Origin of the sequence: Cyanobium sp. Tous-M-B4 (genome assembly GCF_024345395.1) — a bacterium.
GTDB lineage: Bacteria > Cyanobacteriota > Cyanobacteriia > PCC-6307 > Cyanobiaceae > Cyanobium_A.
On sequence record NZ_JAGQBA010000003.1, the window covers coordinates 125,461 to 146,880 of the forward strand.

General features: G+C 65.1%; 23 protein-coding genes. 18 read left to right on the forward strand and 5 right to left on the reverse strand.

The features are described from left to right. Positions 1–45 precede the first annotated feature (45 nt). The 14 genes from KBY73_RS06940 to fba are packed head-to-tail and all read left to right on the forward strand — an operon-like array spanning position 46 to position 11,751. Positions 46–1,134: a GNAT family N-acetyltransferase gene (locus KBY73_RS06940; RefSeq protein WP_254936363.1), complete on the forward strand. Its 1,089-nt coding sequence runs from the start codon at positions 46–48 to the stop codon at positions 1,132–1,134. Further along, on the forward strand, positions 1,131–1,622 hold the full coding sequence (gene ruvX, locus KBY73_RS06945) for a Holliday junction resolvase RuvX (RefSeq protein ID WP_254936364.1): 492 nt from the start codon (positions 1,131–1,133) through the stop codon (positions 1,620–1,622). The genes KBY73_RS06940 and ruvX overlap by 4 nt, the downstream gene beginning before the upstream one ends. Positions 1,623–1,641: 19 nt before the next feature. Then, entirely contained in the window at positions 1,642–2,202 is a 561-nt protein-coding gene (locus KBY73_RS06950) for a DUF3727 domain-containing protein (RefSeq protein WP_254936365.1), read from the forward strand. Next, positions 2,202–2,711 carry a YqeG family HAD IIIA-type phosphatase gene (locus KBY73_RS06955; protein ID WP_254936366.1) on the forward strand — a complete coding sequence of 170 codons (510 nt, stop codon included), beginning with the start codon at positions 2,202–2,204 and terminating at the stop codon, positions 2,709–2,711. The genes KBY73_RS06950 and KBY73_RS06955 overlap by 1 nt, the downstream gene beginning before the upstream one ends. Beyond that, on the forward strand, positions 2,711–3,799 hold the full coding sequence (gene proB / locus KBY73_RS06960) for a glutamate 5-kinase (protein WP_254936367.1): 1,089 nt from the start codon (positions 2,711–2,713) through the stop codon (positions 3,797–3,799). Before KBY73_RS06955 ends, proB begins: the two co-directional genes overlap by 1 nt. Positions 3,800–3,837: 38 nt before the next feature. Next, complete coding sequence (gene lpxD / locus KBY73_RS06965) at positions 3,838–4,890, forward strand: UDP-3-O-(3-hydroxymyristoyl)glucosamine N-acyltransferase (RefSeq protein WP_254936368.1); 1,053 nt, start codon at positions 3,838–3,840, stop codon at positions 4,888–4,890. Positions 4,891–4,915: 25 nt separating this feature from the next. After that, entirely contained in the window at positions 4,916–5,998 is a 1,083-nt protein-coding gene (gene leuB / locus KBY73_RS06970; protein ID WP_254936369.1) for a 3-isopropylmalate dehydrogenase, read from the forward strand. A 49-nt stretch (positions 5,999–6,047) separates the two neighbouring features. After that, complete coding sequence (locus KBY73_RS06975; protein WP_254936370.1) at positions 6,048–6,950, forward strand: phosphoribulokinase; 903 nt, start codon at positions 6,048–6,050, stop codon at positions 6,948–6,950. Between the two features lie 5 nt (positions 6,951–6,955). Then, a complete protein-coding gene (locus KBY73_RS06980; protein ID WP_254936371.1) occupies positions 6,956–7,354 on the forward strand; it encodes a hypothetical protein in 399 nt (132 codons plus the stop codon). Positions 7,355–7,400: 46 nt separating this feature from the next. Next, complete coding sequence (locus tag KBY73_RS06985; protein ID WP_254936372.1) at positions 7,401–8,207, forward strand: A24 family peptidase; 807 nt, start codon at positions 7,401–7,403, stop codon at positions 8,205–8,207. A gap of 37 nt (positions 8,208–8,244) precedes the next feature. Beyond that, on the forward strand, positions 8,245–9,120 hold the full coding sequence (gene accD / locus KBY73_RS06990) for an acetyl-CoA carboxylase, carboxyltransferase subunit beta (RefSeq protein ID WP_254936649.1): 876 nt from the start codon (positions 8,245–8,247) through the stop codon (positions 9,118–9,120). Then, positions 9,117–9,521 carry a hypothetical protein gene (locus KBY73_RS06995; protein ID WP_254936373.1) on the forward strand — a complete coding sequence of 135 codons (405 nt, stop codon included), beginning with the start codon at positions 9,117–9,119 and terminating at the stop codon, positions 9,519–9,521. The genes accD and KBY73_RS06995 overlap by 4 nt, the downstream gene beginning before the upstream one ends. Next, positions 9,518–10,636 (forward strand): Gfo/Idh/MocA family protein, encoded by a 1,119-nt coding sequence (locus KBY73_RS07000; protein ID WP_254936374.1) that lies wholly within the window; start codon positions 9,518–9,520, stop codon positions 10,634–10,636. Before KBY73_RS06995 ends, KBY73_RS07000 begins: the two co-directional genes overlap by 4 nt. 41 nt (positions 10,637–10,677) lie before the next feature. Beyond that, complete coding sequence (gene fba, locus KBY73_RS07005) at positions 10,678–11,751, forward strand: class II fructose-bisphosphate aldolase (protein ID WP_106501579.1); 1,074 nt, start codon at positions 10,678–10,680, stop codon at positions 11,749–11,751. An 86-nt stretch (positions 11,752–11,837) separates the two neighbouring features. Here the strand turns inward: fba and KBY73_RS07010 are convergent, their stop codons facing one another. Continuing rightward, the gene (locus KBY73_RS07010) at positions 11,838–14,651 is read right to left on the reverse strand and encodes a UPF0182 family protein (RefSeq protein ID WP_396096748.1); all 2,814 of its coding nucleotides are present in this window, start codon (positions 14,649–14,651) and stop codon (positions 11,838–11,840) included. 144 nt (positions 14,652–14,795) lie between these two features. Between KBY73_RS07010 and thrC the strand changes: the two genes are divergently transcribed. From thrC to KBY73_RS07025, 3 genes are all read left to right on the forward strand, one after another. After that, positions 14,796–16,061, forward strand: a complete 1,266-nt coding sequence (thrC, locus tag KBY73_RS07015; RefSeq protein WP_254936650.1) for a threonine synthase — start codon at positions 14,796–14,798, stop codon at positions 16,059–16,061. Positions 16,062–16,115: 54 nt separating this feature from the next. Beyond that, the gene (locus tag KBY73_RS07020) at positions 16,116–16,391 is read left to right on the forward strand and encodes a MoaD/ThiS family protein (RefSeq protein ID WP_396096750.1); all 276 of its coding nucleotides are present in this window, start codon (positions 16,116–16,118) and stop codon (positions 16,389–16,391) included. 62 nt (positions 16,392–16,453) lie between these two features. Continuing rightward, positions 16,454–17,422, forward strand: a complete 969-nt coding sequence (locus tag KBY73_RS07025; protein WP_254936376.1) for a cupin — start codon at positions 16,454–16,456, stop codon at positions 17,420–17,422. On the opposite strand, the gene ftsH is transcribed toward KBY73_RS07025, so the two are convergent. Continuing rightward, positions 17,360–19,192, reverse strand: a complete 1,833-nt coding sequence (gene ftsH, locus KBY73_RS07030) for an ATP-dependent zinc metalloprotease FtsH (RefSeq protein ID WP_254936377.1) — start codon at positions 19,190–19,192, stop codon at positions 17,360–17,362. The two genes, KBY73_RS07025 and ftsH, sit on opposite strands and share 63 nt — an antisense overlap. Positions 19,193–19,310: 118 nt before the next feature. Between ftsH and KBY73_RS07035 the strand changes: the two genes are divergently transcribed. Further along, positions 19,311–19,490 carry a 50S ribosomal protein L32 gene (locus KBY73_RS07035; RefSeq protein ID WP_106501574.1) on the forward strand — a complete coding sequence of 60 codons (180 nt, stop codon included), beginning with the start codon at positions 19,311–19,313 and terminating at the stop codon, positions 19,488–19,490. Positions 19,491–19,507: 17 nt separating this feature from the next. Here KBY73_RS07035 and KBY73_RS07040 read toward each other — a convergent pair whose 3' ends face one another. From KBY73_RS07040 to KBY73_RS07050, 3 genes are read right to left on the reverse strand one after another with little or no spacing between them, the layout of a single operon-like run. Further along, a complete protein-coding gene (locus KBY73_RS07040; RefSeq protein WP_254936378.1) occupies positions 19,508–20,323 on the reverse strand; it encodes a hypothetical protein in 816 nt (271 codons plus the stop codon). Continuing rightward, positions 20,323–20,670 carry a DUF565 domain-containing protein gene (locus KBY73_RS07045; protein ID WP_254936379.1) on the reverse strand — a complete coding sequence of 116 codons (348 nt, stop codon included), beginning with the start codon at positions 20,668–20,670 and terminating at the stop codon, positions 20,323–20,325. The genes KBY73_RS07040 and KBY73_RS07045 overlap by 1 nt, the downstream gene beginning before the upstream one ends. Continuing rightward, complete coding sequence (locus tag KBY73_RS07050) at positions 20,667–21,419, reverse strand: HAD-IA family hydrolase (RefSeq protein ID WP_254936380.1); 753 nt, start codon at positions 21,417–21,419, stop codon at positions 20,667–20,669. The genes KBY73_RS07045 and KBY73_RS07050 overlap by 4 nt, the downstream gene beginning before the upstream one ends. Position 21,420 lies beyond the last annotated feature (1 nt).

Here is a 21,420-nt window from a genome sequence, read left to right on the forward strand (position 1 = left end):
TGGCGCCGATACAGTTGGCTTACGCGGCTAACTGGTTACGCCCCCATGCTCGGGATCCTGCAGCCGCCTTCTGCCCTTCCGGCACCACCCGAGCCTCCGGGGCCAGATAGCTGGCGGCTCGAAAGCTTGGCTGGCTGGCACCTGCCCCTACTCACCGATCCCGCCTTTCTGCCCCTGCAACCGGTGCTGCAGCGGGCCGTGCTGCTGGGCCTGCCCGAGCGGCTAATGCAGGCGCTTCTGGCTAGGCCCTCCCTCGCACCCCAGGTGCTGGTAGCTCTCAGTGGCCAGAAGCCGCTCGGCCTGATCGTCTGCCGCCGGCTCAACCGCAGCGGCAGTTGCTGGCAGATGCAACACCTGCGCCTGGCCCCAAGCGCCGCCCGCCATGAACTGGCCAGCACCTTGCTGCGAGCAGCAATCCAGCGGGCCCGGGGAGCGGCCAGCTGGATTGCTGCGGCCTCCAGCCTCGATGACACCCGCTTGGCGATGCTGCGCGAGCAGGGCTTTCAGCCCTTGCGCAGCGACCGGCTGTGGTGCTGGCCTGGCGCCCCTGCCGGCGGCAGCCCTATCTCGGCCAGCAGCCCCGCACCGGCAGAGCTGCAGCTCACACCTCTCAACCGCCGCAGCGCCACCCTGCTTTGGCACCTGGAGCAGGCCGCCTGCCCGGCCCAATTGCGTCAGCTGCTCGATCGCCGCGTCGAAGATCTGCTCGACCAGAGCCACGGCCGCGGCTGGATGCTGGTGGATCCCAGCCGGGAGCAGGCAGTGGCCGCCGTGCGCTGGATCGGCGAGCACCCAGGCGGCGGTCACGATGTGGAGCTGAGTGTCCATCCCGGCTGGGAACACCTGGTGGGCGCCGCCACCGAGTTGCTGCTGCACCAGGCCCAAGCCGGCCTCGGCGCCGGCGAACCCCTCTGGCTGCGCTGTGACCTGCGCGACGAAGCTCGCCAGCGCTGGCTCGCTGAGCTGGGAGCTCAGGAGCGGGGCGAGCGAGTGCTGATGGCACGCAGCGTCTGGCGGCGTCAGGGGCTGCAGGCCCCGGCACGGGCCGCCCAGCGCATCGATGCCTTGCTCGAGCAGTGGCAACCCCGCCGCCGCCCCCTGCCCACCCCAACCCCCCTGGCCCCGCCGTTGTGAGCGCGACCCGATCAAGAAGCGCCCCGCAGCCCCGCTCAGCGCTGGCCCTCGACGTTGGGCGACGGCGCATCGGCCTGGCGGGCTGTGACCCCCTCGGCCTAACCGTTACCCCCCTGCGGGCCCTGGCCCGGGGCTCCTTCGCCAGCGACGTAGAGCACCTGAACTCCCTGGTGCAGCAGCGGCGGGTGCTGGCCCTGGTGGTGGGCCTGCCGCTCGATGCGGCTGGGCAGCCCACCGCCCAAGCCCTGCACTGTCAGCGCTACGGCGAGCGCCTTGCCCGCCGGCTGCAGCTTCCTCTGGCCTGGGTAAATGAGCACGCCAGCACCTGGGCCGCCGGCGAGCGCCACGGGCTTCACGGCGACCGCAGCGGTGCCCTCGACAGCGCCGCCGCGGCCCTGCTGCTCGAACAATGGCTGCAGGACGGCCCCGATCCGGTGCTCCCGGCGACCATCGAGCGCTGCCAGACGGCCGACGCTGCAGCATCCTGAAGAGATCCAATTCCAGCCCATGAGTTCCGAACCCCCCTCCCAGTCCAGCTCGGAGATCCCCGCCGATGTTCCCACCGTGCTGGTGCACGACAGCCGCGGCCGCCAGCTGCTCTGCTTCCTCGAGCAGCTGATCCCACTCGATGGCCACGACTACGTGCTGCTCACCCCGGTCGACACCCCTGTCTGTCTGTTCCGCCTCGACGGCGACGAAGACCCAGAACTGATCGACACCATCGATGCCACCGAGCCGATCCTGTCGGTTGCCGATGTGGTGCTGCAGGAGCACGACCTCACCCTGGTGCGCTCTGCCGTCACCCTCACCGTCAGCGGCGAACTGGACGAGCCCGAACCCGATGAGCTCGATGACGACGATGACGCCGACGACGACTCCGAGACCTACGAATTGCTGGTGAGCTTCCTCGTAGACGATCTGGAATATGGGTTGTACATCCCCCTAGATCCGTTCTTCGTGGTGGCCCGCATGAATGGCGACGGCGCCTTGCTAGTGGAAGGCGAGGAGTTTGAACGGGTTCAACCCCGAATCGAGGCTGAATTGGAAGAGCGCGAGGGCGACGACTGATGCTGCGCCAGCTGCTGCGCCCTAACTGGCTGCGGGAGTGCACCCTGGCCGAGCTGCCCCTGCAGGAGCTGCTCGACCAACCGATCCGGGCCCTGGTGCTCGATGTCGATCGCACCTTGCTCCCCCGCCGCCAGGCGGAGCTGCCCGCCAGCGCCCTGCGCTGGCTGCAGCAAGCGCGGCAGCAGGTGCCGATCCACCTATTCAGCAACAACCCCTCCCGCCAGCGGATCGGAGCGGTGGCGGCCCAGCTCGACCTGCCCTACACAATTTCCGCCGGCAAACCACGCCGCAGCGCCCTGCGTCGGGTGCTGGCGGAGCTCAACCTGCCCCACCAGGAGGTCGCCCTGATCGGTGACCGCCTGTTTACGGATGTGATCGCCGGCAACCGGCTTGGCTTATTCACCGTGCTGGTGAAACCGATCGATCCCCTAGGTCAGCCTTGCAAGCGGGATCGGCTCCAAAAAATGGAGCTGCGCCTGGCCAACTGGGTGGGCACCAGCCTGGGCTGATGACAACCCCATCCCACTCCATGCGCCGAGTGATCAAGGTGGGCACAAGCCTGCTGCGGGGCAGCGCCGAGCGCCCCACCGCAGCGGTGATCGCCGATCTAGCTGCCAGTCTCAGCCGCCAACGGCGCCAGGGCGAGACCATCGCCCTAGTTACCAGTGGGGCCGTGGGGCTGGGCTGCGAAGCCCTTGGCCTGGGGCAGCGCCCCAGCGAAGTGGTGGCTCTCCAGGCCGCCGCCGCCGTGGGCCAGGGCCGGCTGATGGCCCTCTACCAAGACGCTTTCGCCGTACGTGGTCTGGCGGTAGCCCAGGTGCTGCTGACCCGCGGCGATCTGGCCTCCCGCCGCCGTTACCAGAACGCCTGCCGCACCCTCGAGCAGCTTCTGGACTGGGGAGTCGTGCCGGTGGTCAACGAAAACGACACCCTGGCCACCGACGAACTGCGCTTCGGCGACAACGACACCCTCTCCGCCCTTGTGGCGGTGGCGATCGGCGCCGATGAACTAGTGCTGCTCACCGACGTGGACAGTCTTTATTCAGGCGACCCCCGCAGCGACGCCGAGGCCCGGCCGATCGAGGAGGTGGCCAGCCTGGCCGAGCTCGACAGCCTGCAATCGGTGGCTACCGGCGGAGGTCAGTGGGGCACTGGCGGCATGACCACCAAACTCATTGCAGCCCGCATCGCCACCTCCAGCGGCATCCGGGTGCGCCTGGCTGACGGCCGTGACCCCGCCGTGCTCGATGCCCTGCTGGCCGGCGAGCGGGTCGGCACCCTGTTCCAGCCCAGCCCCACCCCCCTTCCCGACCGCAAGGGCTGGCTGGCCCACGCGCTCCTGCCCAAGGGCAGCCTGCAGTTAGACGCCGGCGCCGAGAGGGCCCTAACCCAGCAGGGAGCCTCGCTGCTGGCCGTGGGAGTGCAAGCGGTGGTAGGCGATTTCGAGCGCCGCGAGGCGGTGCGCCTGCTGGCCAGTGATGGGCGCGAGCTGGGCCGAGGTCTGGCCAGCCTTAGCAGCACGGAGCTGCGAGAACTGATGGGCAGCTCCGGCGTTGAGGTGGTGCACCGCGACCAGCTGGTGCTCACCAGCCGTTAAGGCCGGACCTACGATTCGCGCCGCTCCTATTCCCTGGCATGCGCTTCAGCGAACTGCTCAGCCAGCTCAGCGAAGTTACGGATGCCAGTCCGCGGCATCTCGCTAACGACCCCGAGCTAAATGGGGCAGCCGCCCTAGATAAGGCCCAGGCTGATCAGCTCACTTTTCTGGAACCAGGCAACTGCCTAGCTGCCGCCCTGGCCGGCAGCAACGCCGGAGCCATCCTGCTGCCAGCCCGCGGCGATGAGGCCGCAGCCCTGCAGCGGCTCGCCCTGGAGCGAGACCTGGCCTGGATCGCCCTTGCTGATCCACGCCTGGCTTTTGCCGAGGCCCTCGCTGCTCTCCACCCCCGCCGCCAACCCGCCGCTGGCATCCACCCCAGTGCCGTGGTCGATCCAAGCGCCGTAGTCGGCATGGGATCCCACCTAGGCCCCCTAGTCGTGATCGGCGCCAACGTGCAGATCGGCGCCAGCTGCGTACTCCACCCCCAGGTGGTGCTCTACGAAGACGTGCAGATCGGTGACGACTGCGAGCTGCACGCCGGTGCCGTTCTGCACCCCGGCAGCCGCCTGGGCCGGGGCTGCGTCGTGCACTCCAATGCCGTTGTGGGCAGCGAGGGCTTTGGCTTCGTGCCCACCGCCCATGGCTGGCGCAAGATGCCCCAGACCGGCCAGGTAGTTCTTGAGGAGGGGGTTGAGGTGGGTTGCGGCAGCACCATCGACCGACCCTCCGTAGGTGAAACCCGCATCGGCGCCGGCACCAAGATCGACAACCTGGTTCATATCGGCCATGGCGTCAGCACCGGCAAGGGCTGCGCCCTGGCGGCCCAGGTGGGCATCGCCGGCGGGGCCCGCCTTGGCAATGGCGTGATTTTGGCGGGCCAGGTGGGTCTGGCAAACAAGGCGGTGATGGGCGACCGAGCCATCGCCAGCTCCAAATCCGGGGTGCATGGGGAGGTGGCCGCCGGCGAGGTGGTGAGCGGCTATCCGGCTATCTCCAACCGCCTCTGGCTGCGCAGCTCAGCCGTATTCAACAAGCTGCCAGAGCTCGTTAAATCCCTGCGGCAGCTGGAGAAGCAGGCCAAGCCCTAGCCTCGCGCCCAGCACTTCAAGGCCCATGACGTCGAGCTACCGGATCACCCTGCTTCCCGGCGACGGCATCGGCCCGGAAATCATGGCTGTAGCCCGCCAGCTGCTCGATGCGGTCAGCAGCAGCCATGGGTTCAGCCTCGTCTACGACGAGCAGCCCATGGGCGGCGTTGCCATTGACGCCACCGGCGAGCCCCTGCCCAACAGCACCCTCGAGGCCTGCAAGGCCGCCGATGCGGTGCTGCTCGCCGCCATCGGCTCGCCCCAATACGACAGCTTGCCCCGGGAGCAGCGCCCTGAATCGGGTCTGCTGGGGCTCAGATCAGCTCTGGGCCTGTTCGCCAACCTGCGGCCGGTGAAGATCATCCCAGCCCTAATCGACGCCTCCACCCTCAAACGGGAGGTGATCGAAGCGGTGGACCTGCTGGTAGTGCGTGAGCTCACCGGCGGCGTTTACTTCGGCACCCCTAAGGGGCGGGTGGAAGCTGAAGGCCGGGTGCGGGCCTTCAACACCATGGCTTACTTCGACGACGAGATCGACCGCATCGCCAAGGTGGCGTTCGAGTTGGCCGTGACTCGGAGCGGCCGGCTTTGCAGCGTTGACAAGGCCAACGTGCTGGACGTGAGCCAGCTCTGGCGCGACCAGGTCACCGCCATGGCGGCGGACTACCAGACGGTGGAACTCAGCCATATGTACGTTGATAACGCCGCCATGCAGCTGGTGCGCAATCCTCGTCAATTCGACGTGCTGCTAACCAGCAACCTCTTCGGCGACATCCTCAGTGATGAAGCCGCCATGTTGAGCGGCTCGATCGGCATGCTGCCCTCCGCTTCCCTGGGGTCCAGCGGGCCAGGCCTGTTTGAGCCGATCCATGGCTCCGCCCCTGACATCGCTGGCCAGGACAAGGCAAACCCGATGGCGATGGTGCTCAGCGCCGCCATGATGCTGCGGGTCGGCCTGCAGCAAGACGCCGCTGCCACCGCCCTAGAAACCGCCGTCGACCGGGTCCTAGCCGCTGGCTATCGCACCGGTGACCTGATGAGCGAGGGCTGCACCCAGCTGGGCTGCCGCGCCATGGGAGAGCAGCTGCTGGGGGCCCTGGCGGGGTAAGGCGCCGGCGACCTGCCAAACTCGCGATCAGTTTCGTTGATTCCTGCGCATGTCGAAGCGTCATCCGGTTGTTTCTGTCACCGGTTCCTCCGGCGCAGGCACCAGCACTGTCAAGCGCGCCTTCGAGCACATTTTTAAGCGCGAGGGAATCACACCTGCAGTGGTGGAGGGCGACAGCTACCACCGCTACGAGCGCGGCCCGATGAAGGAAGCCATGGCTACCGCCCTGGCCAATGGTGAAAACTTTTCCCACTTCGGCCCCGAAGCAAACCTGTTTGACAAGCTCGAAGAGCTGTTCAAGGCCTACGGCGAAACCGGCAGTGGCCAGAAGCGCTACTACCTGCACTCCGTTGAAGAGGCCGCCGAGCACAACGCCCGCCTCGGCACCAACCTGGATCCCGGCCAGTTCACTCCCTGGGAAGCCATCCCCACCGGCACCGACCTGCTCTTCTACGAAGGTCTACACGGCGGAGTCAAGGGTGAGGGTTACGACGTAGCCTGCTTGGCTGATCTACTAGTAGGCGTGGTGCCGGTAGTCAACCTGGAGTGGATCCAGAAGATCGCTCGTGACAACAAGGAGCGCGGCTATTCGGCTGAGGCCACGGTGGACACGATCCTGCGCCGCATGCCGGATTACATCAACCACATCTGCCCCCAGTTCAGCCTCACGGATATCAACTTCCAGCGGGTTTCGACGGTGGACACCTCCAACCCCTTCATGATCCGGGAGATCCCCACGCCGGATGAATCCTTCGTGATCATCCACTTCCGCAAGGGGGCCCGCGAAAAGTGGGGCATCGACTTCACCTACCTACTCGACATGATCCACGACTCGTTCATGTCGAGCCCCACCTCGATCGTGGTGAACGGCGGCAAAATGGGCTTCGCCATGGAGCTGATCCTTACGCCGATCATCCATCGCATGATCGAAGAGAAGAAGAAGCTGTCCTGATTGCAATGGCAACCCCTATTCTGGGGTTGCCATTCGTTTTGGTGAGGCCGATCTCCTTCGCCACACCCACGAAGAATCCTTCCCCGTCGTTTTTGATTCCGGGGGCTGCCAAAACCAAGGCCGCAGACTCATTGCGTCTCGACCAGATCAACAGCAGTCTGGTGATTCAGGCAGCTCGCCGCATCTTGTTTCAGTCTTTGGAGCTCGGCAACGCCGGCCACGAACCATCCGGCGTGGTGCTCAATGGCAAGCAAATATTGCAGGGCAGAATTGTTTTCGACCAGCCGGTGCTGCTGCCCGATGAGCAATTTGTGCCCATTAATTTGATCCGGGGCCGCCTGACAGGGAGCGGTGCAGCCAGGCTGCGTCTACCCCGCAAACCATCCTCTCCCCCTCTCGCCTGAGGCCCGTTTGAGCCCCCTTGCTCCGCTGCTTGCCAGCTCCCCAGCCGTGCCAGTTGTGGTGGCCCTACTTGGAGCCTGCGTGGGCAGCTTTCTCAATGTGGTGGCCTGGCGCCTGCCGCGGGAGGAATCGATTGTGCTGCCGCCCAGCCACTGCCCCCGTTGCGGCAGCCGGCTGCGCTGGTTTGAAAATGTGCCCCTGCTGGGCTGGTTGCTACTGCGTGGCCGCTGTGGCCACTGCGGTGCTCCGATCTCCTGCCGCTACCCCCTGGTGGAGCTGCTTAGCGCCGGGCTCTGGGTAGAGGCCCTGCTGGCCCAGCCGAGCGCCATGGGCCCTAACCCCCAGCCCTGGCTGCTGGTAGCCGCAGGCTGGCTGCTGTTGAGCTGGCTGCTACCGCTGGTGTTGATCGATATCGATCGCCTCTGGTTGCCCGAACCCCTGTGCCGCGTTGGCCTGTTACTTGGCCTGGCGGTGAGCGCAGTGATCGGCTTCCAGCAGGGTGACTCAATCGGCCGAGAGCTGCTGTTTCACCATCTGGTGGCCGCCGGAGTTGGCCTGGTTGGCTTTGAAACGGTCAGTGCCTTGGCCCACAAGGCAATCGGCCGGCCGGCCCTCGGCCTGGGAGACGCCAAACTGGCTGCCCTGCTGGGGGCTTGGCTTGGTCTCACCGGGCTTGGCATCACCGTGATCCTGGCGGTGTTTGCCGGGGCGGTGCTGGGCAGCATCGGCCGGCTCAGCGGCCTGCTGGGCAAGCACCAGCCCTTTCCCTTTGGCCCCTTCCTTGCAGCTGGTGGGGCCGCCGTGTGGCTACTCGGCAACGACCTATGGCTGGCCGTGCTGGGGCTGGTGTGGTGAAGCGCCTTTAATAGGTCGAGCTGTTGGTAAACGCCGCATGTCGCTGTTCGACTGGTTTGCGGATCGCCAGAAAAATGCCCCAACCGTGCGGGTCACCCAGGAGCAGGAGGAGGGCGACGGTCTCTGGAGCAAGTGCCCGGAATGCAGTTTGGTGGTGTATCGCAAAGACCTGGTGGCTAACGCCAGCGTTTGCAAGGGATGTGGCCACCACAACCGCATCGACAGCCCTGAGCGCATCGCCCTGATCGCCGACCCGGGCAGCTTCGAGCCCATGGATACCGGCCTCTCACCCACCGACCCCCTAGCCTTCAAGGACCGGCGTAGCTACGCCGATCGCATCCGCGACAGCCAGCAGAGCACTGGCCTGCGCGACGCCGTGGCTACCGGTATCTGCAGCACCAGTGGCCTGCCCCTGGCCCTTGGAGTGATGGATTTCCGCTTCATGGGCGGCTCGATGGGTTCGGTGGTGGGCGAGAAGCTCACCCGCCTGATCGAAACAGCCACCGCCCGGCGCATACCGGTGCTGATTGTCTGCGCCTCCGGTGGTGCCCGCATGCAGGAGGGGATGCTGAGCTTGATGCAGATGGCCAAGATCTCCGGCGCCCTGGAGCGGCACCGCCAGGCAGAGCTCCTTTACCTACCCCTGCTCACCTACCCCACCACAGGGGGTGTAACCGCCAGCTTCGCCATGTTGGGCGACTTAATCCTCGCCGAGCCCAAGGCCCTGATCGGCTTCGCCGGCCGCCGGGTGATCGAGCAGACCCTGCGAGAAAAGCTGCCAGAGGGCTTCCAAACCGCCGAATACCTGCGCGACCACGGCTTCGTGGACGCGATCGTGGATCGCACTGAATTCAAGGCAACCCTGGCCAGCCTGCTAACCATGCACGGCTGCCGTGAAACGGTGCCGGCATGAGCGGCCTGCGCCGGGCAGCCCACTCTCTGCTGCTGCTGTTGCTGGTCTTGGGGATCTTGGCCGCCACGCCTGGAAGGGCCCTAGCTGGCCCGGTCGACTGGCATGAGGTGGCCAGCACCAGCGAGGGACGCCAGTGGTGGGATGGCGGCAGTCTGCGCACCAGCCGAGGCGGCAATATTTCGGTGCTGACACGCTTCCAAAAACCTGTCAGCGAGGAGCAACCCAGGCCCCTATCCGATCTCTACGTGATGGAAATTGACTGCGGCCAGGAGCTGTTCCGCGACACCTCTATCAACGGCCTACCCCAGTTCAGGGCTGAATGGCAACCAGCATCGGGAGACAACCTGATCAGCAGCGTGATCGGCGAAGTTTGTGCCACCGCAGCCGAGGGCCTCTCATGAGCGCTCCTCCGCTGAAGGTGGCCATTGCTGGCCTGGGCTTTGGCGAGGCCGTGCACCTACCCGCATTGCGCGCCTGCCCCGGCACCGAGCCGGTGGCCCTCTGGCACCCGCGCCCCGAGCGACTGGAAGCCGCCTGCCGCAGCGCCGAACTGCCTGGCCACAGCGACTTCGATGAGCTGCTGGCCAATCCGGCCGTCGAGGCAATCGTGATTGCCACCCCGCCGGGGCCACGTTTTGATCTAGCCAGGCGCGCCCTGGAAGCGGGCAAGCACCTGCTGCTGGAGAAGCCCGTAGCCCTCAACGCCGAGCAGATCGAGAGCCTGCAACGGTTGGCCCTGCAGCGGGGGCTAACCGTGGCGGTCGACTTTGAATACCGGGCCGTTCCCCTGTTCCAGCAGCTCGCCGACCTGCTGGCCAGCGGCGTCCTCGGTGAATTGGTGCTGGTGAAATACGACTGGCTGATGGGCAGCCGAGCTGACGCCTCGCGCCCTTGGAGCTGGTATTCCCAGGCAGCCGAAGGGGGCGGGGTGCTGGGAGCACTGGGCACCCATGCCTTTGACACCCTGCACTGGCTGGTGGGTCCAAGCCACTCCCTTAGGGCCCAATTGAGCACGGCAATTACCCAGCGGCCCCTGGCCGATGGCAGTGGTCGCCTAGCCGATGGCAGTGGTCGCCTAGCCAGGGTGGATGCCGAAGACATCGCCTTGGTGCAGCTGGAGCTGGAAACACCCCTGGGGCAGAAGGTGCCGGCCCAGCTCAACCTGGCCTCCGTGACCCGCAGGGGCCGGGGCTGCTGGCTGGAGCTGTATGGCCGTGACGGCACCGCCGTGCTCGGCTCCGACAACCAGGCCGACTACGTCCATGGCTTTGGGCTGTGGCACTCCCAGGCGGGAGAGCCATTGCGGCCGGTGGAGGCTGATGAGCGCTGGAGCTTTGCTCGCACCTGGGCCGATGGCCGGATTGCGCCGGTGCAGCGCATCCACAGCTGGTGGAGTGCGGCGGTGCGCGAGGGCCGACCGATGCTGCCTGGCTTGGGCGAGGCAGTGCTGAGTCAGCGCTGCTGCGACTGGGCCCGCCTGGGAGCTGCCCAGGGCACTCCAAGGGGCATCCCCTAGAGTCGCCCCCAGTTCAACTCCCGACCCCGAGAGGTTTTCCCATGGCGCTCGTTCCGCTTCGGCTGCTGCTCGACCATGCCGCTGAGAACGGCTATGGCATCCCTGCCTTCAACGTAAACAACCTGGAGCAGGTGCAGTCGATCATGGAGGCGGCCAGTGAGACCGACTCTCCGGTGATTCTGCAGGCCTCCCGCGGTGCCCGCCAGTACGCCGGTGAAAATTTCCTGCGCCACCTGATCCTGGCCGCAGTCGAAACCTATCCCGACATCCCGGTGGTGATGCACCAGGACCACGGCAACAGCCCTGCCACCTGCTTTGGTGCTGCCGCCAACGGTTTCACCTCGGTGATGATGGACGGCTCGCTGATGGCAGACGCCAAGAGCCCCGCCAGCTACGAGTACAACGTGGCTGTCACCAAAGAGGTGGTGGACGTGGCCCACGCCATCGGCGTGAGTGTGGAAGGCGAGCTGGGTTGCCTGGGTTCCCTGGAAACCGGCATGGGTGAGGCCGAGGACGGCCATGGCTTCGAGGGCAAGCTCGACCACAGCCAGCTGCTCACCGACCCCGCCGAAGCAGCCGATTTCGTCGCCAAAACCAAAGTTGACGCCCTGGCGATCGCCATCGGCACCAGCCACGGCGCGTACAAGTTCACCCGCAAGCCCACCGGTGAAGTGCTGGCCATCAGCCGCATCGCTGAGATCCACAAAGCGATCCCCAACACCCACTTGGTGATGCACGGCTCCTCCTCCGTGCCCCAGGAGTGGCTGGACATGATCAACAAGTTCGGCGGCGCCATCCCCGAGACCTACGGCGTGCCCGTCGAAGAGATCCAGGAGGGCATCCGCAACGGCGTGCGCAAGGTGAATATCGACACCGATAACCGCCTCGCCTTCACCGCAGCTGTTCGGGAAGCGGCCTTCAAGGATCCCGCCAACTTCGATCCCCGCCACTTCAACAAGCCTGCCCGCCAGTACATGAAGCAGGTGTGCCTGGATCGCTATCAGCAGTTCTGGTGTGCAGGCAACGCCAGCAAGATCAAGCAGCGCGACATCAACTACTACGCCGGCCTCTACGCCAAGGGCGCCCTTGACCCCAAGGCAGCAGTCGCAGCCTGATCTAGCCATACCCTCCTAATGCTCCAGCCATGGAGATCACCGGGCCCCTAACGGGGCCTTTTTTATGGCCCCTTAAGGGGCCTTTTTCATAAGCCCGATCGATTGGCTGGGCCTGGGCCTGGCGCCAACAGGGAGGCAATCGCCCGGTCCAGGGTGGTTTCCATCGCCACCCTGGTGCCATCGCTTACCACCACGCGAGTGAGGGTAGGCAGCCCACCGTTGCGGGCCTTGAGATAAACGGGCTCCACATAAAGCAGCGCCTCGCCCACAGGTACCACCAAGAGATTGCCCTGAATCACCTCCGATCCGGCCCGATCCCAGAGACCAAACTGCTGGCTGATGCGCGGGTTCTGGTTAATCAGGGCCTGAACCTGCTCCGGACCGAAGATTGGCGTTTGGGTTGGGAAGCGCAGCAACACCAATTCGCCGTAGTTGGGGGCGTCGCTGCGGGCCGCCAACCAGGCGGCCAGGTTGGGGCGGGCCAAGGGAGTGAGCGGCTGCAGCAGCAGGAATTCAGGCGGCAACTCTGGGGTGAGCTGGGCGCTGATGTGATAAGGCTTCACCGGAATCTGGCTGCGCCCGTAGAGCTCCTTGGGCACCTGCCACACGTCATCACCGCTGTAGAAAATGCGCGGATCGGTGACGTGATACCGCAGTAGCTGGGAGGTCTGCAGCTCGAACTGGCGCTGGGGATAGCGAATATGGGCCTGCAGGGGTTTAGGCATCGCCGCTAGCGGCTGAAAAAGATCCGGAAACAAGCGCTGCCAACCGACGATGATTGGATCATCCGGTTCGGCCACATAGAGCACGGCCGTGCCGTTGTAAGCGTCTACTACCGCCTTCACCGAATTGCGTAGATAGCGGATATCAGCGTCGCCAGGCACGGCAGCGCTGTATGGATAGCTGCGGCTGGTGGTAAAGCCCTCCACAATCCAAAACTGGTGTTGATCGCGGGCGAAGGGACCGGGCTTATCGAGTTGCACCGACACCAAATAGGGATCGCCTTCGAAGCGCACAAACGGGGCCATGCTGCTCAGGCGCTGGCGAACTTCCCTGCGCAGTAGCAGTCGGGTCTGGGGGGTAATCGCCCCCTGCATAAGCAACTTCGGCTCTCGCAGATATGTGGCCGCGGCCAGCCGGCCCCAAGCAGAGCCGATCGGCACACCAGCTGAGCCGCCGTAGTGGGTGTAAAGATTTTCGTCACCCTGGGGGTAGTCAAACTCCTGCACCTTGGTGGGAGCAAGGGCATAGGGCGACACCAGTGCCCCGAAGTAGAGGCTGGGCTTGCCGATGGGGATGCCGGCGCGCACCTGGGCGGTGGTGATGCCCAGCTGGGCATTGCCCTGAACCCTGGTTGATGCACCTAGGTCGCTAATGAAGTAATCGGGCAGGCCATCGGGACTGCTGGTGTTCACCGGCGAAACCGTGAAGCCGTAGCCATGGGTAAACACCAAATGGGTGTTAAGCCAGGTGCGAGCTGCCGGAGGCAGGGAGGCCTGATCTAGCTCCCGCGCCGTGATGATCACCAGCTGGCGGCCCAATCCCTGGTTTGGCGCCAGGTTGTAGCGGTCCACCGCAGCGGCAGAGAAGCGGTAATACACCCGCAGCTGCTGCAGCTGGCGGTTGGTAGAGAGCAGGGGCTGACTATCCCAAAGGCGAATGTTGCGCAGGGTGGCCTGGCTTGCCTGCACATCAGCGCGGGTGAGACGCCGGCGTGGCTTTACGAAACGAGTGCTGATGCCATCAAGTTGGAAGGCTGCCCGGGTAGCCCGGATTGAGCGCGCCAGATAGGTGGTTTCCAGCTGCAACTCCCGCGGCCTAACCAGCAGCAGCTGCAGCACCGGGGTGAGAGCGACCTCAAGCAAGGGCACTAGCAGCAGGGCCAAGGAAACAGCCCCAAGCAAAGGTCCCCGAATGCCCCGGCGCGGCAGGGGCAGCAGCAGGGCGACAGCCGTGAGCAGGGCCACCAATGCCGCCATGGTGCGCAGGGGCAACACCAGATGGACATCGAGCCAGCCGGCACCGGGCACGCTGCCGGCGGTGCTGAGCAGCAGTTGGTGGCGGCCAAGCCAAAAACTGCCAGCTACCAGCAGGGCCAGCGAGCCCAGCGGCCAGCGCAGCTGCAGCAGCTGGGCTGGGGTGAAACCGTGGAAACGGCCATCGCTTAGCTGGGGGGGGCGGGCCAGCAGGCCCCAAAGCCCCGCCGCCAGGTGGCAGGTGCCAAGGGCAAGCAGCAGGGTTAGCCCTAGGGCCAGGGCAGGGAAACGCACCATGCCGAAGCTGATATCGGCCCAGAGCATCGGCTCCCGCACCCCACTGTCAGGAGCCAGCAAGGCCAGCGACCACACCCCCCAAGCTCGGCCCAGCACCGTGGCCGTGGCCAAAGAGGCCAGCGCCGCCACCAGCCGGGGCGCCCGCCGCGGCCAGACCAACAGGGCTACCAGCAGCCCGGCCAGCAGCAAAAGCAGGGAAAACGGCAGGCCATTGAGCAGGGTCAAACCATGCAGCCGCCGGGGATCGAAGGGGGTCAGCACCAGGCGCTGGGCCAGGCGCAATAGCAGGGCCAGCGGCACCAGCTGGGCCAGGGCGAGCAGCCCCAGGGCGGCGGCATAGCCAGCTGGGGCCAGGCCAAAGCGCCGCTCGTCGGGGTCTGCCGAGCCTGAGCGCCAAAACCGGCTCAGCCAGCCCTGCAGCACCAGGCCCAGCCCCAAGCCCAGGCCCATCAAGCCAACCTGCAGCAGCCAGCGGCGCAGCAGTACCGGGCCTTTGTCAAATTGCTCAAACCAGCTCCACTCCAGCCAGAGACGGGCCCCCAGCACGCCGAGTCCCAATAGAAGAGCCAGGCCCAGGGTCACGCTGACCGCCGCACGCAGGGAGGCAGACAAGGGGCGCCTTGGCATCAGAAGTCGGTGCAGAAGCTGAGGCTAGGAAGCCCTGGCCCATCAGCAAGCCCAAGCCTCAAATAAATACCCGATCTCTTTAGTCGGAATTAAATCGACGTCTCGGCCAGCGCTGTTAATCTCAGGCCACTGCTGGGCGTGACTGTGACTGCCACCCTCTCCCGCTCCACCTTCACCGGATTGCGCTGCAAGGAATGCGGCCATCCCTACGAAGCGAGCGCTCGCCACGTCTGTGAAGACGTCTGCTTCGGACCGCTCGAAGTTGTCTACGACTACGAGGCGATCAAAAATCGGGTGAGCCGGGCCACGATTGAGGCGGGCCCCGCTTCCATCTGGCGCTACCGCGAATTCCTGCCGATTGAAGGCGATCCCATCGATGTAGGCACGGGCTTTACGCCGTTGCTCAAGGCCGGCAACCTGGCCAAGCGGCTCGGCCTCAAGAGCCTCTACATCAAGAATGACGGCGTCAACATGCCGACGCTTTCGTTTAAGGACCGGGTGGTGAGTGTGGCCCTCACCCGCGCCCGGGAGCTGGGCTTCACCACGGTGAGCTGCGCCTCCACCGGCAACCTGGCCAACTCCACCGCCGCCATCGCCGCCCACGCCGGCCTCGACTGCTGCGTGTTCATCCCCAGCGATCTGGAATTGGGCAAGGTGCTGGGCACCTTGATCTACAACCCCACCTTGATGGCGGTGCATGGCAACTACGACCAGGTGAATCGCCTCTGCTCCGAGGTGGCAAACACCTTCGGCTGGGGCTTCGTCAACATCAACCTGCGCCCCTATTACTCCGAGGGCTCAAAAACCCTGGGCTACGAGGTGATCGAGCAACTGGGCTGGCAACTGCCAGACCACATCGTGGCGCCCCTGGCCTCTGGCTCCCTGTTCACCAAGATTCGCAAGGGTTTTGACGAATTCATCAAGGTGGGGCTGGTAGACGAAAAGCACGTCCGCTTCAGCGGCGCCCAAGCTGAGGGCTGCTCCCCGATCGCCCAGGCCTTCGCGGAAGGTCGGGACTTCATCACTCCGGTGAAGCCCAACACGATCGCCAAGTCGATTGCCATCGGCAACCCGGCAGACGGTCCCTACGCCATCGACATCGCCAACAAAACCAATGGCAGCATTGCGGCAGTCAGCGACCCCGAGATCATCGAGGGCATCAAGCTGCTGGCTGAGACCGAGGGCGTTTTCACCGAAACCGCAGGCGGTACCACCATCGCCGTGCTGAAGAAGCTGGTGGAGCAGGGCAAGATCAATCCTGACGAAACCACCGTGGCCTACATCACCGGCAACGGTCTCAAGACGACTGAGGCGATCGCCTCCTCCATCGGCGAGCCCTACCTGATTGAGGCCCAGCTCGACAGCTTCAAAGCGGCCTGGGCAAAAGCGCAAGCCTCCCAGCAGCACTGATTACCACCAACGCTGATCACCCCACCCATTCCCCACGCCCCTCCAATCCCGGCCATGGCAGTTCAGGTTCTCATCCCCACCCCCTTGCAAAAGTTCACCAACGACGAGGCCAGCGTTGATCTCGATGCCTCCAATGTGGATGGCCTGATCGATGCCCTCGAGGGCCGCTACCCGGGGATCAAGGGTCGGTTGTGCGATGAGGCAGGCAAATTGCGCCGCTTCCTCAACGTCTACGTAAACAGTGAGGACATCCGCTTCCTCGACAACCAAAGCACCAGCCTCAGCGACGGTGACGAGGTTTCGATTGTTCCCGCCGTGGCCGGCGGCTGACCGAAGCCTCTAGGCGCAAGCCAAGTCCTAATAGTGTGCAGATCTCGCGAGGAGCCAGAGCAATGACCCAGGCCCCGATCCAATCGATCCCCACTACCGGCTGCGCCCAGTGGCAAGCCAAGGCCCAGCTGTTCGACTACCGCCAGGCTGCCAATCCGGTGCGAGCTGGGCTAACCGAACCGATACCTCTGCGCCAATGGGACCCAGCCCTGCACCAGTCAGGGCCCACGGCGGTGCTGCCTCTCGATCTCAGCAGCGAGCTCGGCTGTAGCTCCCCAGCCACCAGCCCCGGCCTAGCGGCCAACTTTTTGCGGATCGAAGCTGGTGAAGGCCTCAAGGCAGCGGCAAACGCCACCAGCTTGCTTTTTTATGTGTTGCAAGGATCGGGCAGCCTCGAGCGTGCTGGCGCGCCGCAGCTTGGCTGGAGCGCTGGAGATCTATTTGTATTGCCAGCTGGCGAGCCCCCCCTGCTAACTGCAGAGGCCACCAGCGTTCTCTACTGGGTGCACGACGGCCCCCTGCTCAGCCACCTCGGCGTCGAGGCCAGCACCGCCCGCTTCGAGCCAACCCACTACCCCGCCGCCCTGCTGCAGCGCGAACTAGACCAGCTACTCGCCGATCCCAGCGCCGCTCGTAGCAACCGGCTGAGCCTGCTGCTGGCTAACAGCGATCTACCCCAAAGCCGCACCGTGACCCACACCCTTTGGGCCATGCTCGGAGTGGTTCCTGCAGGCGCCATCCAGCCACCGCACCGGCACCAGTCGGTGGCCCTTGATCTAATCATCGATTGCGACCCGGGCTGTTACACCCTGGTGGGCACTGAGCTCGATGCCAGCGGCGCCATCGCCAACCCCCGCCGCATCGACTGGCAGTCCGGTGGGGCCTTCATTACACCGCCGGGCTACTGGCACGCCCATGTCAACAGCAGCGAGCGGATTTCCCGGTTGCTGCCGATTCAAGATGCCGGCCTACACACCTACTTGCGCAGCCTCGACATCCGCTTTTCCGGAGGCCTTCAGGGCAACAGCTGAGCCAGGCGGCTGCGGATGGGCCGCCTCATGGCTTGTCACCACCGCTCTAAAAGCCTCACCTTCGATGGTTTCATCTCTGATCAGCATTTCGACCAGCTCATCCATCAGGGCGCGGCGAGGCTGCAGCAAGGCCACGGCCTGATCGAGGGCTGAGCTAGCCAGTTCGCGCACTAGGGCATCGATGCGATTGCCGGTTTCACGCGAATAGGGAGGCTCGGAGCGCAACCAGTCGCGGCCGAGGAAAACCTCAGCCCCATCCCCCTCCAAAGCCACCGGGCCAAGACTGGAGAAGCCATAGCGAGTCACCATCTCCCTGCAGATGCGAGTGACCATATCCAGATCACCACTGGCACCTTGGGTCACCTCAGCGGGACCAAAAACAACCAGCTCAGCTGCGCGGCCACCCAAAGCAACCACAAGCCTGGCTTGCAGGTAGGCCTTGCTAATCAACCCGGAGTCGAGGATCTCCTCGTCCGGCATCATTCGGGCAAAGCCGCCAACTCCACCTGAGCGCGGCAGCAGGGTCACCTTGTCGAGGGGATCGGCCTTCGGCACCAAGGTGGTGAGTAGGGCATGGCCCACCTCGTGGTAGCCAATCAAACGCTTTTTGGCACTGTCCTGCAGCGGTGCCGCCGTTAGGCCCATGGTGATGCGTTCGAGGGCACCGGCTAGGGCGTCGTCGTCGATCTCGCTCTGGTGATGGCGTGCCGTGAGGATGGCTGCCTCGTTGAGCAGGTTGGCCAGATCGGCGCCAGAAAAGCCCGGGGTGCGGCTAGCCCAGGCCGCAAGCGACACCGCTCCAGCCAGGGGGCGGCTGCGGGCATGCACCGCAAGGATCGCCTCGCGGCCGCGGCGATCCGGCAAGTCAATGGTGATGCGGCGGTCGAAGCGGCCGGGCCGCATCAAGGCGCTATCGAGCACATCAGGTCGGTTTGTGGCCGCCAGCAGAATTACGCCGGAGTTGTCTGCAAAACCATCCATCTCGGTGAGCAGCTGGTTGAGGGTCTGCTCCCGCTCATCGTTGCCGCCACCGATACCAGCACCTCGCTGGCGACCGACCGCATCTACTTCGTCGATGAAAATGATGCAGGGCGCTTTGGCTTTGGCCTTGCGAAATAGGTCTCGCACCCGACTGGCCCCAACCCCCACGAACATCTCAACGAATTCGGAGGCGGCCATCGAGAAAAACGGCACGCCCGCCTCGCCCGCAATGGCTCGGGCCAAAAGGGTTTTGCCAGTGCCTGGTGGGCCAACCAGCAGCACCCCTTTGGGGATCTTGGCGCCAACTGCGGTGAAGCGATCCGGCTCCTTCAAGAAGGTGACCACCTCCTGCAGCTCCTCCTTGGCCTCACCGATACCGGCCACATCCTCAAAGCGCACCGCCACGCCGCCCTCCTCCTGTAAGCGGGGCTTACTGCTGCCGAAGCCCATGGCCCGGTTGGCCACCTGGGCCGAGCGACGGATCAGGAGGGCAAGTCCAGCCAACAGCAACAGCACCAACAAGCCGTTAGCCACCAGACCAGCCGTGGCGCCATCAGCCCGGTCATCGCGCACGTTGAGGGGCACCTTCGCCTGCTCGGCGGTGCGCAAAAGCAGCTGGTCGTTACTGAATACCGGCACCGTGGCCTGGCGTCCGTCGTCGAAGCGCACCCGCACCTCCCGCTGCCGCAACGACAACTCCAGATCCTTGACCTTGCCCGCCCGCAGATCCCTCAGCAACTGGCTGTAGGAGGGAGCGGGGTTGCGAGTCGATAGTCCGTTCAACCGCATGGATTGCCCAATTGGAGGAATGCTGTCGCTCACTAGGTTCTTTCTTTGCACTGAGCTTAGCGATTTGACGAAAGGCCAGGCGACAACGGAAGATCTTGGTTTGATGTAGTGGGCCTGAATGGCTGTTCCTAAGAAGAAAACTTCCCAGGGCAAGCGCAATCAGCGCCATGCCACCTGGAAGGGCAAGGCGGCTGTGGCAGCTCAGAAAGCTCTTTCCATCGGTAAGGCGGTGCTGAGCGGCAAGGCCCAGGGCTTCATTTATCCGGTGGATGAGGAGGGCGACGACGGCGAAAGCTGATCGTCCCTAATACTCAACTACGACTCTGAGCTAACGCAGCTGCCGTCAATCCAGCGACGGCGGCTGTCCAGCACGGCGTAACCGCTGGCTAGCTCAAGCAGGGGATTCTGATAAAGGGATGGGGGTAGACAACAAAGGCTGGCACGCACCACGCGATCTAGCTCAGTCGCTGGCAACCAGGCTTCGCCGAGGCGGCGCTGTTTCGCCTCCGCCTGCAGGCGCCAACGGCGCGGCGACTGCCAGCTTTGGGGACGCAACAACCACAGTTGGGCGCAGCGCTGCCAAAGCGGCTGATAGGCCTCAAGAACTTGGTCCCAGTGGGGCAGCCAGTCCAGCTCCTCGGAGCTGAGCCCGGCCGGAGGCCGAATAGTGGCTAGGGCTTCCCTGCCCAGGGAGCGGCAACCGAGCAGCCAGCCCTCCAACAGCAATACCTCCGCTTCCACCAGCTCCTCAGCAGAGCGGTCACCCAGGCCATCCCGCAGGGTCTTGTCAAAACGAGGCAGCCGCAGGGCGCCGCCGGCCTGCCAGACGTCGAGACAGTCCAGCGCCAGGGCCACGTCATGACTGCCCGGCGGCACCCGTGATACGCCAAAAGGGTTGCCTTCAAGCGCTCGTTGCCGCTGCTCCCAGGGCAGGTAAAAGTCGTCGATTGAGGCCACTGCCAGCCCCAGCCCAAGGCCGGCGGCCCGTTGCTGTAGCACTCGAGCCATGGTGGATTTACCAGCGCCCACCGGCCCATTGAGGGCCAGCACCGCGCGCTGGCCCCTGGAGCCCAGCATCTGCAACTGGGCCAGCAGGGGTTCCACAAACCTGCGCTCTAGCTGGGAATCCATCAGGTGCCGAGCTTGAAAGCCTCAATCACTACTGCATACACCATGCCAATGCGCAGGTTGTCGACCAGCACCCAGCCAAGTCCGGGCGTGGCTCGAACCAATCGGCCGCGCACGCGCACGACCAACTCCACCAGCAGCACCATTGTCAGCACTGCCATCGGTCGCCCACCGGGGATCTGCAGCAGCACGTATGCGGTGATGTTGCTACCGGCGTAAAAGCCCAGCAGCAGGGCCAAAAGCACGCTGCTGCGGTGGCGCCAATTGCCACGCACATTGCCCAGCAGCTGGGCTCCTAGCCGCTCGATAGCCCGATTGAAGCGGGTGGGCTGCAGGTTCGAACGCGTCACGTTGGCGAATCCTCCAGCAAGGCCTGGACATAGGAGAGCGTGATCTGCCGGCCCTGACAAGCGGGCCCCCGCAGCACGGCTGCCCCGGCGCCCAACTGATCCACCACCGCCCGCGCCCGCGCAAAGCCCTGCAGCGGCTCCGCACTGCCGTAGTGACTAACTGTGAGCAGGCAGGCCAGTCCGGCGCTGGCGGCGGCCGCAAGACCATTGCCGGAATCTTCCAGGGCTAGGGCCGTGCTGGCGGGGTAGCCCAGCTGCTGCAGGGCCAGCCGGTAGGCCTCCGGATCGGGCTTCTTGCGAGCCACATCTTCGCCGCACACCCAGAAGGCGAAGTGGTGGCGGAGCCCCCCCAGCAGGTGCTCCGCCAGGGCCGTCACCGCGGCGCGACCGCTGGTGGTCACGATCACCTGGCTCAGGCCAGCCGAGCCAGCCGCAGCGATCAGCTCGACCACCCCGGGGCGCAGCCGCAACTCACCGGCGGCCACCAGAGCTGCGTAATGGTCTTGCTTGCGGGCCTGCAGCTCAGCGACCAACTCTGGCGGTGGCGGCTCGCCCAGCAGCTCCGCTAGGGCAGCAGTGATCCGCTCCCCGCCACCGCTGATGGCCAGCAGCTCGCCGTAGCGGGCGGCATCCCAATGCAGCGGCACACCAACGTCGGCAAAGGCCCGGTTGAAAGCCAAGCGATGGCCATCCCGCTCGGTCTCCGCCAGGGTGCCGTCGACATCCCAGAGCAGGGCTTGCAGGGCCATC

Bases quoted from the DNA above. Each gene is read 5' to 3' on its own strand.
- ftsH (WP_254936377.1), bottom strand. From the start codon at position 19,192: ATGCGGTTGAACGGACTATCGACTCGCAACCCCGCTCCCTCCTACAGC.
- KBY73_RS07025 (WP_254936376.1), top strand. From the start codon at position 16,454: ATGACCCAGGCCCCGATCCAATCGATCCCCACTACCGGCTGCGCCCAG.
- KBY73_RS07000 (WP_254936374.1), top strand. From the start codon at position 9,518: ATGAGCGCTCCTCCGCTGAAGGTGGCCATTGCTGGCCTGGGCTTTGGC.
- KBY73_RS06995 (WP_254936373.1), top strand. From the start codon at position 9,117: ATGAGCGGCCTGCGCCGGGCAGCCCACTCTCTGCTGCTGCTGTTGCTG.
- lpxD (WP_254936368.1), top strand. From the start codon at position 3,838: ATGCGCTTCAGCGAACTGCTCAGCCAGCTCAGCGAAGTTACGGATGCC.
- accD (WP_254936649.1), top strand. From the start codon at position 8,245: ATGTCGCTGTTCGACTGGTTTGCGGATCGCCAGAAAAATGCCCCAACC.
- KBY73_RS06980 (WP_254936371.1), top strand. From the start codon at position 6,956: ATGGCAACCCCTATTCTGGGGTTGCCATTCGTTTTGGTGAGGCCGATC.
- proB (WP_254936367.1), top strand. From the start codon at position 2,711: ATGACAACCCCATCCCACTCCATGCGCCGAGTGATCAAGGTGGGCACA.
- leuB (WP_254936369.1), top strand. From the start codon at position 4,916: ATGACGTCGAGCTACCGGATCACCCTGCTTCCCGGCGACGGCATCGGC.
- KBY73_RS06975 (WP_254936370.1), top strand. From the start codon at position 6,048: ATGTCGAAGCGTCATCCGGTTGTTTCTGTCACCGGTTCCTCCGGCGCA.
- KBY73_RS06950 (WP_254936365.1), top strand. From the start codon at position 1,642: ATGAGTTCCGAACCCCCCTCCCAGTCCAGCTCGGAGATCCCCGCCGAT.
- KBY73_RS06940 (WP_254936363.1), top strand. From the start codon at position 46: ATGCTCGGGATCCTGCAGCCGCCTTCTGCCCTTCCGGCACCACCCGAG.
- KBY73_RS07035 (WP_106501574.1), top strand. From the start codon at position 19,311: ATGGCTGTTCCTAAGAAGAAAACTTCCCAGGGCAAGCGCAATCAGCGC.
- KBY73_RS07050 (WP_254936380.1), bottom strand. From the start codon at position 21,419: ATGGCCCTGCAAGCCCTGCTCTGGGATGTCGACGGCACCCTGGCGGAG.
- KBY73_RS06955 (WP_254936366.1), top strand. From the start codon at position 2,202: ATGCTGCGCCAGCTGCTGCGCCCTAACTGGCTGCGGGAGTGCACCCTG.
- fba (WP_106501579.1), top strand. From the start codon at position 10,678: ATGGCGCTCGTTCCGCTTCGGCTGCTGCTCGACCATGCCGCTGAGAAC.
- KBY73_RS07020 (WP_396096750.1), top strand. From the start codon at position 16,116: ATGGCAGTTCAGGTTCTCATCCCCACCCCCTTGCAAAAGTTCACCAAC.
- KBY73_RS07010 (WP_396096748.1), bottom strand. From the start codon at position 14,651: ATGCCAAGGCGCCCCTTGTCTGCCTCCCTGCGTGCGGCGGTCAGCGTG.
- KBY73_RS07040 (WP_254936378.1), bottom strand. From the start codon at position 20,323: ATGGATTCCCAGCTAGAGCGCAGGTTTGTGGAACCCCTGCTGGCCCAG.